Source organism: Flavobacterium sp. (assembly GCF_043780635.1).
In the GTDB taxonomy this organism is placed as follows: Bacteria; Bacteroidota; Bacteroidia; order Flavobacteriales; family Flavobacteriaceae; genus Flavobacterium.
In genome coordinates, this window is sequence record NZ_JAYWCK010000136.1 from 45,887 (window position 1) to 58,392 (window position 12,506).

At 34.8% G+C, this 12,506-nt stretch carries 9 protein-coding genes and 1 pseudogene; 3 read left to right on the top strand and 7 right to left on the bottom strand.

Translation table 11 applies throughout. From position 1 onward, the window contains the following. Positions 1-92: 92 nt before the first annotated feature. The 3 genes from ACH2BV_RS12350 to uvrC form a co-directional block, all read right to left on the bottom strand. Entirely contained in the window at positions 93-866 is a 774-nt protein-coding gene (locus tag ACH2BV_RS12350) for a DUF3108 domain-containing protein (protein WP_395051036.1), read from the bottom strand. Positions 867-1,221: 355 nt separating this feature from the next. Then, positions 1,222-3,429 (bottom strand): patatin-like phospholipase family protein, encoded by a 2,208-nt coding sequence (locus tag ACH2BV_RS12355; RefSeq protein WP_395051037.1) that lies wholly within the window; start codon positions 3,427-3,429, stop codon positions 1,222-1,224. Beyond that, positions 3,426-5,231, bottom strand: coding sequence for an excinuclease ABC subunit UvrC (gene uvrC / locus ACH2BV_RS12360; RefSeq protein WP_395051038.1), 1,806 nt, complete (start codon positions 5,229-5,231; stop codon positions 3,426-3,428). Before uvrC ends, ACH2BV_RS12355 begins: the two co-directional genes overlap by 4 nt. Positions 5,232-5,326: 95 nt before the next feature. On the opposite strand from uvrC, the gene ACH2BV_RS12365 reads away from it, so the two are divergent. The 3 genes from ACH2BV_RS12365 to ACH2BV_RS12375 are packed head-to-tail and all read left to right on the top strand — an operon-like array spanning position 5,327 to position 7,357. Beyond that, on the top strand, positions 5,327-6,583 hold the full coding sequence (locus tag ACH2BV_RS12365) for an aminotransferase class I/II-fold pyridoxal phosphate-dependent enzyme (RefSeq protein WP_395051039.1): 1,257 nt from the start codon (positions 5,327-5,329) through the stop codon (positions 6,581-6,583). After that, positions 6,576-7,139: a 5-formyltetrahydrofolate cyclo-ligase gene (locus ACH2BV_RS12370; protein WP_395051040.1), complete on the top strand. Its 564-nt coding sequence runs from the start codon at positions 6,576-6,578 to the stop codon at positions 7,137-7,139. Before ACH2BV_RS12365 ends, ACH2BV_RS12370 begins: the two co-directional genes overlap by 8 nt. A 35-nt stretch (positions 7,140-7,174) precedes the next feature. Next, positions 7,175-7,357: a hypothetical protein gene (locus tag ACH2BV_RS12375; protein ID WP_395051041.1), complete on the top strand. Its 183-nt coding sequence runs from the start codon at positions 7,175-7,177 to the stop codon at positions 7,355-7,357. 82 nt (positions 7,358-7,439) lie between these two features. On the opposite strand, the gene ACH2BV_RS12380 is transcribed toward ACH2BV_RS12375, so the two are convergent. From ACH2BV_RS12380 to ACH2BV_RS12395, 4 genes and pseudogenes are all read right to left on the bottom strand, one after another. Next, on the bottom strand, positions 7,440-8,048 hold the full coding sequence (locus tag ACH2BV_RS12380) for a lipoprotein signal peptidase (RefSeq protein ID WP_395051042.1): 609 nt from the start codon (positions 8,046-8,048) through the stop codon (positions 7,440-7,442). 86 nt (positions 8,049-8,134) lie between these two features. Further along, positions 8,135-8,515 carry a TraR/DksA C4-type zinc finger protein gene (locus tag ACH2BV_RS12385; protein WP_315147767.1) on the bottom strand — a complete coding sequence of 127 codons (381 nt, stop codon included), beginning with the start codon at positions 8,513-8,515 and terminating at the stop codon, positions 8,135-8,137. Between the two features lie 7 nt (positions 8,516-8,522). Next, positions 8,523-12,128 carry an isoleucine--tRNA ligase gene (ileS, locus tag ACH2BV_RS12390; protein ID WP_395051043.1) on the bottom strand — a complete coding sequence of 1,202 codons (3,606 nt, stop codon included), beginning with the start codon at positions 12,126-12,128 and terminating at the stop codon, positions 8,523-8,525. A gap of 188 nt (positions 12,129-12,316) precedes the next feature. Then, positions 12,317-12,506 (bottom strand): annotated as a pseudogene (locus ACH2BV_RS12395) (DNA repair protein RecO); the annotation flags it as partial.

Here is a 12,506-nt window from a genome sequence, read left to right on the forward strand (position 1 = left end):
ATTTTTCTTTTACAAAGTCACAATTTCACATGAATTATAGTTGCTATTCAAACTCTATTTCGGTTAAAACATAAACCGAATATCAATTGCTCTTATTTTATTTTTACTTTAAAAGGGTATTTTAATCCTTTGAAGGCCTCTAAATCTGCTTTAATTGAACCCACAAGAAGATTCGCTTTTATTCGAACAGGTATTTTATTGTCATCATCCGATATCCAAACGGTTAAACTTTCTTCTTCTTTGAAAATGCGTCCAGTTTGAACAAATGGTCGAAAAATCATTGTTGAAATAACCCCAAATTTAGTTGTAATATCCTCACGACCTATAAACTTTAACCTAAATTTAGTGATTGCATCATCCAAAAACATATCAATAGCCATGAATTCTCCTGGTTTCATTTTGTCAATATTTTGATAATTTCGCAAATAATAAAAAGATGACAAAATGTCCTGAGCATTTTTGGTTGTAGCAACAGTTTTTTCTGTAGCGTGTTTATAATCTTTTACGAGAATATTGTTCTCTGAATGATTAAAAAATCCTTCTTGGTTTTTTGTGTAGCCTCCTTCATTAATTTTTCTGACAAACTGATATGGATTTCCTGTTTCCTTGTCAATGTAGCTTTCATATAAGTCACTTACATTAAAAAAAAGTTTAGACACTCCAGTAGTGTACCCTCTGCCAATTACATGAAAAACATTTTTTTTGTTTAAGGTGGCGTCTCTAACTTCCATAGTGGCATAACCCGCATTTACAAACTGATAATGTATTCGAAATTTAAACCATTCGCCAGCCGTAAAAGCATCCTCTCTTGGGGATTTAAAGCCTAAAGCAGTAATAAATAGTAATAATAAAAATATTTTTTTCATTGTCATATTGGACTATTTATTGACTGCAAAAGCAAATTTTGTTCCAAATGTATTAAAACAAAAAAACTCAGTCAAATAATGACTGAGAATTAATGCTATTAACTAACCAAAAAATATAAATTATGAAAATTTATATGAAATCAGGAAGGAAACCACCCCATCCCTTTTTGCGAGTGCAAAGATATTTTATAAATCAAAAATGTTTTAGAAAAAAATAAAGTTTAACACATTGCATGCTAAGGCAAATACTGTTTGTTGGTTATTTTTTCACATTGTATAAAAAAAACCTACTTTTTCAACTTTCTTCGTAATTTTAATTTCTTCGTTTTACGTTAAACGAGTTTCAAATTTTAAATTAAAACCAAAATCCAATACTGAACCAAGTATATCCTTTACTCGTTTCTGGAGACCATGTATATTTAATTTCCAAAGGGCCAACTATTGTTTCCATCCCATAGCCCAGCGCATATCCCGAATATTTTGGCAGGGAAATCCAGTCAAGAGAATCAAAATAATTGTTTCCAATATTTGCATAATTAGCCGAAAAATTTAAATGGTTTTTCTTAAAAATCTCATAGTCAATCGTTGCGGACGATTTTAAATAACTATTACCTGCAATACTCAAGAAATCATATCCATAAAAAGATCTGAAATTATTTATTGGAACAAAACCATAACCGCCCAAAACAAAATTAAAAAAAGGAACGCTTTCGTCTCCAACGGAGAAACCCGCTTCCGTTTGAAACTTGAATGTGGTTTTTTTTAAAATTTTGACTGCAATCCCAATATCAGCTTTAGCTATCGAAAAAGGATTAAATTTTCCGGTATAATCTGAAGACAATAAATAATTATGCAAGTCAGCGGCAAAATACCACCCTTTTTTAGGGAAGTATTGATTGTCAAAAGAATCATATTTCATATAAGCATAAACACTTCCATAATTACTTCTATCAAGCACTGGATTAGTTGTGGCAAGAGTTTCTGATTTTATCTCCAAGTATTTATGTTCCAAACCAGCTCCTATCAGAAATTTTTGAGCAAATATGGATTGAAAATATAACTGATTTGTGAGGTCAACAAAATCTATGTTTATGTAATTTACACCTGCTAATGGATTAATAGATAGACTACTTATTTGGCTGGTTACATTTTTATTAAATTTATTTAACTGAGAATTAAAACCAACACTCAAATTATATCCATTATCAATATAATAGTCTAAATTATATCGCACATTATCGCCAATAATTAAATCGAATGAAGCAACATCATTTTTAAAAAGCATTTTTTTATTCGTAATATTTGCCAAAACCGCACTTTTGTAAAGTCCGTCATAATGCAGTCCGAATTTTAAATACGTTTTTATAGGGTTTTCTATCAAGTTAAGAACCAAGTCATCTCCCAATCCATTTGGCTCCAATGAATACGTTACTGTTCCAAAATTATGAGTTGCATCAATATTATTTATTCCTTTTTCTAAATCTCTATACCTGATTTTAGTTCTTGATTTGAACTTTAATTTTCCTTCAATATAGGCTTTTGAATAATTGTCCAAATTATCGCACACAATGTTTACAATGTTTAAACTGTCAGATTCAATTTTTAATTTCGGTTTTTGATACAGATTTGACTTATCCGCTAATTTATCAATTTCTTCGTAAATAGAGAATGCAGCGTCTTCTCCCCTAAGAATAATTTCTTTCGCTTTTTCAAAGGATACAACCCCAAAATCTTTAATATCTGGTTTTATATAAATATCTGTTTTTTGTGAATTCATCTTCATTTTTTCAATCATCTGAAGATTCGTAATTTGAAATAAAATCTTTGTGGCATCTTTAAGTTGCGCTCTGTCTCGCAGCCCGCTTTGGACATCAACACCAATGATGATATCGGCTCCAAGTTTCCGAATTTCTTCTATTGGATAATTATTGGTAACACCACCATCAACCAAAAGTTTTCCATCTAGTACTACGGGCGAAAACACAGAAGGTAAAGCTGAACTGGCAAATAAAGCTTGCGCCAAAACTCCTTTGTCTAATACAACTTGCTCTCCTAATTCAATGTCTGTAGCGATACATAAAAAAGGAATTGGTAGTTGGTTAAAATCTCTTAAATGCCTTACGTGCAAAGTAAGCCTATTAAATAAATTGTAGTTAAACATCCCTTTCGAAAGTGATTGTGGAATTTCAATTTTGAATCTATTAAACGGAAGTACCAAAGCATATAACTCATCATTCCTTTTTTCATAAAAACTTTTAGAAGAACGCGGAACATAATCAATTAATAAGTTGTCAAAATTGGTCACTGAAACAATCGAATCAATTTGAGCTGCATTATATCCAGAGGCATAAAGTCCGCCAACAACTGCGCCCATACTTGTTCCACCAATAAAATCTATTTTAATGCCAGCTGCTTCTAAAACTTTCAAAACTCCAACGTGAGCAAATCCTTTTGCGCCTCCACCACTAAGAACCAATCCAATTTTGGGTCTTTTGATAGTGTCTTGCGAAAAAGACTGCAGAAATGTGAAAAACAGAAAAAAGAAGACTATTAATCTTTTCATTTTGACTCGCTGTTGGTTTTGTAAAAGTCGGTAATTTTTTTTGCTTTTGATATACCTATAACGTCAGAAATTTCTTTTTCGGTGGCTAATTTCAATCTTTTAACACTTTTGAAATGTTGAATCAACGCGAGCATTGTCTTTTCGCCAATTCCCGGAATGCTTTCTATTGAAGAATTGAGCGATGATTTACTCCGTTTGTCCCGATGAAAAGTAATCCCAAAACGGTGTGCTTCGTTCCGCAATTGCTGAATTACTTTTAATGTTTCGGACTTCTTGTCTAAATACAACGGAATCGAATCTCCTGGATAAAAGAGCTCTTCCAATCGTTTTGCTATTCCAATTATCGTGATTTTTCCTCGCAACCCTAATTCATCAATACTTTTCAAAGCCGCTGACAATTGCCCTTTTCCGCCATCAATAATTATGAGTTGCGGCAATGGTTGGTTTTCATATAATAACCGTTTGTATCTTCTATAAACCACTTCAGTCATCGAAGCAAAGTCATCCGGCCCTACAACTGTTTTTATATTGAAATGACGATAGTCTTTTTTGCTGGGTTTTCCATCTTTGAAAACTACGCAAGCCGCAACAGGATTGGTTCCTTGTATATTTGAATTATCGAAACATTCGATGTGTCGCGGTTCAACCGGCAATCGCAAATCCTTTTGCATTTGTGCCATAATTCGGTTGGCGTGACGATCCGGATCTACAATTTGTAGCTGTTTTAATTGTTCGATTCGATAAAACTTGGCGTTGCGAATGGACAAATCCAAAATCTGTTTTTTATCTCCCAATTGTGGAACAATAACTTTGATGTTTTCGCCAACTTCAACTGTAAACGGAACTATTATTTCTTTTGAAAGTAATTGAAAACGCTCTCTTAGTTCAATTATCGCCAACTCCAATAATTCTTCGTCAGTTTCGTCCAGTTTCTTTTTGATTTCCATCGTATAGGATCGAATGATGGAACCGTGAGAAATTTGCAGAAAGTTTACAAAGGCAGCACTTTCGTCAGAAACTATCGAAAACACGTCGATATTGGTGATTTTTGGATTTACAATAGTGGAACGCGATTGGTAATTTTCGAGAATTTCGATTTTCTCCTTTATTTTTTGGGCTTCTTCAAAGTGCATCTCCCGAGCTAAATCAGTCATCAGCTTTTTGAAATCTTTCATAGATTCCTTAAAATTTCCTTTCAAAATTTCCCTGATTGCATCCACTTTTTTTTGATAATTTTCCAATGATTCAAGTCCCTCGCAAGGTCCTTTGCAATTGCCAATATGATATTCCAGACACACCTTGAATTTACCGTTTTCAATATTTGATTTACTCAAATCATAATTGCAAGTCCGCAATTGATACAATTCTTTTATCAATTCTAAAATAGTGCTCACCGTCTTAAAACTCGTATAAGGACCATAATATTCTGAGCCATCCTTGATTAATCTTCTAGTGGAAAATATTCTGGGAAAAGGTTCTTTTTTAATACAAATCCAAGGATAACTTTTGTCGTCACGCAACAAAACATTATACCTTGGCATAAGCGTTTTTATAAGGTTATTTTCCAATAAAAGCGCATCAGTTTCGGTAGGAACAACGATGTGTTTTATAGTTACAATCTTCTTGACAAGCACATTGGTTTTGGCCGTGTCGTGAATCTTATTAAAGTAAGAAGCGACCCTCTTTTTTAAGTTTTTGGCTTTGCCTACGTATAGAATTTTCCCTTCCTTATCATAATATTGATACACGCCTGGACCGTCAGGCAAGGTTTGAATTTGAAGTTCGAGAGTTGGGTTGTTCATTTAACAAAGTTAACTGAAAAACTTCAAGTTCCAAATTCTGAAATAGTATAAAACTGATGATTATCATATTTATAAAGATTTATAAAATTATCTTTGTGAAAAATATTTTAGCAATGATTCACTGGAAAAAACTTTCACAAGAAGAACGAAAAAATAGAATTGAAAGAGCCTTGGACGAAAATGTGAATTTCTCCAAAGATGCGTCACTTGGTTATCCTGCTTCAAAACTGGATGGAAAAGTATTTTATGATGACGCCCCTTTTTTGCAAGATGCTCCAACCTTGAAAACATACGTAGCAAACCCTAATCACATTGGCTGCCATACTTTAGGAACTTCCGAGAAAGCTTTTAAGGGAACCCAGGAAATGGAACGCGAAGTTTTAAACGTCATTGCAGTTGATATTTTTAAAGCGGAACCCGATTCGATTGACGGCTATATTTCTCCTGGAGGAACCGAAGCAAACATTCAAGCTATGTGGATGTATCGCAATTTTTTTATGTATCAAAAAGGGGCTAAATTAGAAGAAATCGCCATATTGGCTTCCGAAGATACCCATTATTCTATCCCTAAAGGGGCGAATGTTTTAATGCTGGATTGGTTAAAAATTCCCGTTTCTTTCGAAAAAAGAGAAATAGACAAAAAGGAATTGGAAAATGAAATCATCAGCGCCAAACAAAACGGAAAAAAATATTTTATTGTGGTTGCCAATATGGGAACGACAATGTTTGGCTCAATTGACAATCCCGAAGATTATACTACGCTTTTAGAAAAACACAATGCCGAGTACAAACTCCATATTGACGGAGCTTATGGCGGTTTTGTTTATCCTTTTAGCAACCAGAAATCATCCATTAATTTTAGTAATCCAAAGATAAGTTCTATCACAATTGACGCGCATAAAATGTTGCAATCACCTTATGGAACGGGAGTTTTTGTTTGCCGAAAAGGTCTGGTTGAAAATGTTTTGACCAAAGAAGCCGAATATGTCGAAGGAATGGATTTAACCCTTTGCGGAAGTCGTTCCGGCGCAAATGCAGTGGCTGTTTGGATGATTTTGTTTACGTATGGACCTTTTGGCTGGTTCGAAAAAGTGAGCGTTTTGCAAATGCGAACCCAGTTTTTGTGCCACGAACTTGACAAATTGAACATCAAATATTTCAGAGAACCTTTTATGAATATCGTGACTATTCATTCTGAATATATTCCTGAGGAAATTGCAGTAAAATTTGATTTGGTTCCCGAACAACATAATGAAAACAACAAGTGGTATAAAATTGTACTTATGGATCACGTAGAAGTGCAACATTTGACCTCTTTTATAAACGAATTGAAAGCAACAATTCATGCTTAAAAAGGAATTACGGGCAAAATACAAAGCCTTACGAAACCAACTTCCCGAAAGTGATTTGGAGGAAATGAGTTTGGATATTGCCAATAAAATTTTGACACTTCCTATTTGGGAGAAAACATATTTCCATATTTTCCTTCCAATCATTGAACATAAAGAAGTCAATACAGAGTTTATTCTCCATTTACTTTCCGGAAAAGACAAGGAAATCGTGATTTCAAAATGTGATTTCGAAAGTTGTCATTTAGTTCATTTTCTATTGACAGACAATACCAAAATCAAGAAAAACCAGTACAACATTCCGGAACCCGTTGATGGATTAGAAGTTCCAACCAATAAAATTGATGTAGTATTTGTACCGCTTTTGGCTTTTGACAAAACGGGACATCGAGCAGGATACGGCAAAGGATTTTACGACAAATTCTTGACGGAATGCAAACCCGAAACCATAAAAATTGGACTTTCCTTCTTTAAACCCGAAGAAAAAATTGAAGATGTTTTTGAAAATGACGTGAAGCTGGATTATTGCGTGACTCCAAATGAGATTTATGAATTTTAAAATGTATTTTAGCATTCTCAAAATTTTATAAAATTATGAAAAAATTTAAGCTCATTAGATTTGGAATGACAATTCTGGTTATTCTATTCGCCTTTTCAGTATCAAATTGCCATGTTCAAATGGGAACACACAAATCAAAAAGTCTTCCTCCAGGACAAGCTAAAAAAATCAATGGAGACAAAAGTGCCAAAAAATATGCCCCAGGCCAAAATAAATAAAAAAAGTAGACCTATTTCGTTATAAGAAATAGGTCTTTTTTATTTTGTGAAATATGAAAATTATTTTTGCTCTAAAGTACTCCTAATGGTGGTGATGAAATGCTTTTCTGTTGAAAACAATCAAAATCCCAACGCCTGTAGAAATCGCCATATCGGCAATGTTGAAAATCGCATTGAAGAATTTAAAGTGGTGACCACCCCAAACTGGGAACCATTCTGGCCAGTTTCCTTCAAATAATGGAAAATACAACATATCAACCACTTTGCCGTGAAACCAAGTCCCATAAGGTTTGTCTGTGAATAAAGTAGCCAAATGACCGTAGCTATCATCGAAAATTACACCATAAAAAACTGAGTCAATAATATTACCAAAAGCGCCTGCAAGAATAAGGGAAATTGCCACAATTAGGTAGTTTGAACTGTGTTTTCTTTCGACAGAATCCCAAAGCCAATATGCAATTCCCGTAACGGCAACGAGTCTAAAAACAGTAAGAAACAATTTTCCATAAATGCCCGGAATCACGGTTCCCCAAGCCATTCCTTCGTTTTCTATCAATAGGATTTTGAACCATCCGGTAACATCAATTTGTCCGCTTTCGCCGTAAATGAAATTGGTTTTAATGTATAATTTGGTAATCTGGTCAACAATTAAGATGAGGAAAACTATCAGATAAGCTTTTCGTAATGTCATTTTGTAAATTTTAATGCCGCAAAAGTAGTGTTATTTTCTAAAAAAAACGCTCCAAACGGAGCGTTAATTGCTTTATGACAAGTGAATTATCGTTGCAAGTTTTTTGCTTCGATACTCATTGTAGCATGAGGAACAATCAATAATCTTTCTTTGCTGATCAATTTTCCTGTTACTTTACACGTTCCATAAGTTTTATTTTCTACACGGAAGAGTGCGTTTTTCAAGTCACGAATAAACTTCTCCTGACGGATTGCCAACTGTGAATTAGCTTCCTTAGACATTGTTTCGCTTCCTTCTTCAAATGCTTTGAAAGTAGGCGAAGTATCGTCAGTTCCGTTATTTAAATCGTTCATATAGGCACTTTTTATCAAATCTAGATCTGCTTGTGCTTTGTTAATTTTTTTAATAATAAGCTCTTTGAACTCTGCTAAATCAGCGTCTGAGTATCTTGCAATTTCATCTATCATTTTGGTTCTATTTTGTAATTGTTATTTTGGTTTTTATCTCGTCAAATTCTATTTCCGCACCATTGCTTATGGCATCTTCAAATAGTAATGTTTCTGTTAATGTTTCTGATTTAATATATGCTTCATTTGCCTTTACGGCTTTTTCCAATTCGGAATTTTTTTGCAAATGTACTTTAATTTTATCAGTAACTTCAAATCCTGAATCTTTTCTTATGTTCTGAATTCTATTTACCAATTCTCTGGCAATTCCTTCGTCCTTTAATTCCTCAGAAATGGTAATATCCAGCGCAACTGTTATTCCGTTTGAGTTGGCAACCAGCCAGCCCTCGATATCTTGAGAAGAAATCTCTACTTCTTCTAATGATAAAATTATACTTTTTCCGGATATAACAATACTTAGGCTTCCTTCCTTGTCTAATAGACTGATTTGTTGCGCCGAAAAATTTTGTATCTCGTTGGCAATCAATCCCATATCTTTTCCGAACCGTGGTCCAAGTGCTTTAAAATTAGGTTTAATTTGCTTCACCAAAATCCCCGAAGCATCGTCTAAAAGCACGATTTCTTTGACGTTAACTTCCGCTTTTATGAGGTCAGAAACTGCCTCAATTTCAGCTCTAAAACCTTCGTCAAGTACTGGAATCATTATCTTTTGCAACGGTTGGCGTACCTTTATCATTTCCTTTTTTCGCAGTGATAAAACTAGTGACGAAATGGTCTGCGCTTTCTGCATTTTGCTCTCCAACAATTTATCAACAAAGTTTCCAACATATTTTGGAAATTCTGCCAAGTGAACACTGTCAAATTTTTCCGATTTCGTAGCCAAAGTTAAATCTCTGTAAAGCTTGTCCATAAAGAACGGAGCGATTGGCGCACCCAGTTTGCTTATGGTCAATAAACAGGTATATAAAGTTTGATAAGCCGCGATTTTGTCCTGTGCATATTCGCCTTTCCAAAAACGACGACGACACAAACGAACGTACCAGTTACTCAAGTTTTCACTCACAAATTCCGAAATCGCGCGAGCTGCTTTCGTAGGTTCATAATCCGCATAAGCCTCATCAACCACTTTTACCAAAGTATTCAACTCTGAAATAATCCATTGATCGATTTCCGGTCTTTCGTTTAATGGAATTTCAGCTTCGGCGTAAGTAAATTTATCGATGTTAGCATACAACGCAAAGAAAGAATAAGTGTTGTATAATGTTCCAAAGAATTTTCGTCGGACCTCAGCAATTCCTTCTAAATCAAATTTCAAGTTGTCCCAAGGATTCGCATTTGAAATCATATACCAGCGCGTGGCATCGGGACCGTATTCATTTAATGTTTCGAATGGATCGGCTGCATTTCCTAGACGTTTAGACATTTTTTGTCCGTTTTTGTCTAAAACCAAACCGTTTGAAACTACATTTTTATAGGCTACTTTGTCGAAAACCAAAGTGGCGATTGCGTGCAAAGTATAAAACCAACCGCGAGTTTGATCTACTCCTTCGGCAATGAAATCAGCAGGAAAATCTTTATTTTCGTCAATTTTGTCTTTATTTTCAAAAGGATAATGCCATTGCGCATAAGGCATTGAACCCGAATCAAACCAAACATCAATTAAATCGGCTTCGCGTTTCATTGGTTTTCCAGAAGCAGAAACCAAGGTTATTTCATCGACCACATTTTTGTGTAGGTCAACCAAATCATAGTTTGCTTCGTCCATATTTCCAATTTCGAAACCTTTGAAAGGATTTGCTGCCTGGAAACCTGCCGCGATTGATTTTTCAATTTCGTTGTATAATTCTTCTACAGAACCAACTAAAATTTCTTCTGTTCCTTCTTCGTTTCTCCAAATTGGCAACGGAATTCCCCAAAAACGAGAACGCGATAAATTCCAGTCGTTGGCATTTTTAAGCCAATTCCCAAAACGTCCTTCACCAGTTGATTTTGGTTTCCAGTTGATAGTTTCGTTCAATTCGAACATTCTGTCACGAACTTTGGTAATTTCTATAAACCAAGAATCTAATGGATAATATAAAATTGGCGTGTCGGTTCTCCAACAATGTGGGTAACTGTGCACGTATTTCTCTACTTTGAATGCTTTATTTTCTTCTTTTAACTGGATGGCGAGTTCTACATCCATCGAGCGTTCTGGCGCTTCGCCTTCGGTATAATATTCATTTTTAACGTATTTTCCGGAATAACTTCCTAAACCATCAATGAATTTTCCTTGCAAATTTACCAATGGAACTGGATTTCCGTTTTCATCTAAAACTAGCATTGGTGGTACTTCAGGAATAGCTTCTTTGGCTACTTTTGCATCATCTGCACCAAAAGTTGGCGCTGTGTGTACAATTCCTGTTCCGTCTTCGGTAGTCACAAAATCTCCTGAAATTACTCGGAAAGCATTTTCTGGATTTTGGTACGGCAAAGTAAATGGTAATAATTGTTCGTAACGAATTCCAACTAAATCAGCTCCTTTGCATTCGGCAAGGATTTGGTAAGGTCTTCTTTTATTAACTAATTGAATATTACTTGCTTTTAATAATCTTATGGTTTCTTCGTTAAAATCGTATCCTGTTTGTTTAAATTTTAATGTTAATTCCCCTATATCTAAAGATTTATAGTTAACTAATAATGTCCAGAAATTTTGAAATTCAATATTATCAATAGTAATTAATTTTTTTCCAATTATTAACTCGATTCTTTCGGTCTCGTCAAGTTCACAATCCTCACTAGGAAAATCAACTGAATTTGGAATCTCAAAATATTTTCCTCCGAATTGTTTTCCAACCAAGTTTTTGGCTAAAACTACATTTGTAGGCAAAAAAGTGTATTGATTGAAAGTTCTAACTAAAACATAATCGATTTTTGGGCCAACGGTTAAAGCCGTGTTACTAGGCAAAGTCCAAGGTGTAGTTGTCCAAGCCAAAATATAAATGTCTCCAAAACCTTGAAGAGAACTCGGTAGAGTTTCAGGTAGAGCCTTAAATTGTGCCACAACAGTTGTATCTGTAACATCACGGTAACTTCCCGGTTGGTTCACTTCGTGAGAAGATAATCCGGTTCCGGCTTTTGGCGAATACGGTTGAATAGTGTAGCCTTTGTACATCAAATCCTTGTTGTAGATTTGTTTCAAAATCCACCAAACGGTTTCCATATATTTGGATTTGTAGGTAATGTATGGATCTTCCATATCCACCCAATACCCCATTTTTTCGGTCAAATCGTTCCACACATCGGTGTAACGCATCACGGTTTTTTTACAGGCTTCGTTGTATTCTTCTACGGAAATTGTTTTTCCAATGTCTTCTTTAGTAATGCCCAATGCTGCTTCGGTGCCTAACTCTACCGGCAATCCGTGAGTATCCCAGCCCGCTTTACGTTTCACTTGGAATCCCTTTTGAGTCTTATAACGGCAAAATATATCTTTAATCGCACGTGCCATAACGTGGTGAATTCCCGGTAGTCCGTTTGCCGAAGGTGGGCCTTCAAAAAATACAAATGGTGGGTTGCCTTCACGAGTGGTTACGCTCTTCTCAAATATGTTTTCTTTTTTCCAAAAATCAAGCACTTCCGATGCAACTGTTGGCAAGTTAAGTCCTTTGTATTCAGTAAATTTTATGCTCATTTTATCCTTTTCTTAAATCGTGGTGCGAAAGTAATAAATAGTTATGAATTATGAGTTATGAGTGATGAGTTTTTGTTTGCCAAAAAGGGGTAAAAACGCAAAGTTTCAAAAAAATAAAATCAAAATTTCAAAGTGTAATGAAACTTGTATTAAATCTTTGTGGCTTAGCGTCTTCGTGGCAAATTTTTTCAAGAAAAAACAGTTGCCAAAACTTCTAAAGATTTTGGTTTTCTGAAACCATCTAGATGAAAAGAGAAGTAATCAATGAGGATTTTCAAAACAATTTGCCTTTCGATGACGTGGAAGGTTTTCTGGTTGTTATCAAATTTTAAAGGAATGAGTTTTTTGAAGAGATTCGTTTCGTGTTCTGTGAGCGAA

What these genes read in the sequence shown, in the direction of transcription:
- ACH2BV_RS12350 (WP_395051036.1), bottom strand. Translation starts at nt 866, where the DNA reads ATGAAAAAAATATTTTTATTATTACTATTTATTACTGCTTTAGGCTTT.
- ACH2BV_RS12355 (WP_395051037.1), bottom strand. Translation starts at nt 3,429, where the DNA reads ATGAAAAGATTAATAGTCTTCTTTTTTCTGTTTTTCACATTTCTGCAG.
- uvrC (WP_395051038.1), bottom strand. Translation starts at nt 5,231, where the DNA reads ATGAACAACCCAACTCTCGAACTTCAAATTCAAACCTTGCCTGACGGT.
- ACH2BV_RS12370 (WP_395051040.1), top strand. Translation starts at nt 6,576, where the DNA reads ATGCTTAAAAAGGAATTACGGGCAAAATACAAAGCCTTACGAAACCAA.
- ACH2BV_RS12375 (WP_395051041.1), top strand. Translation starts at nt 7,175, where the DNA reads ATGAAAAAATTTAAGCTCATTAGATTTGGAATGACAATTCTGGTTATT.
- ACH2BV_RS12380 (WP_395051042.1), bottom strand. Translation starts at nt 8,048, where the DNA reads ATGACATTACGAAAAGCTTATCTGATAGTTTTCCTCATCTTAATTGTT.
- ACH2BV_RS12385 (WP_315147767.1), bottom strand. Translation starts at nt 8,515, where the DNA reads ATGATAGATGAAATTGCAAGATACTCAGACGCTGATTTAGCAGAGTTC.
- ileS (WP_395051043.1), bottom strand. Translation starts at nt 12,128, where the DNA reads ATGAGCATAAAATTTACTGAATACAAAGGACTTAACTTGCCAACAGTT.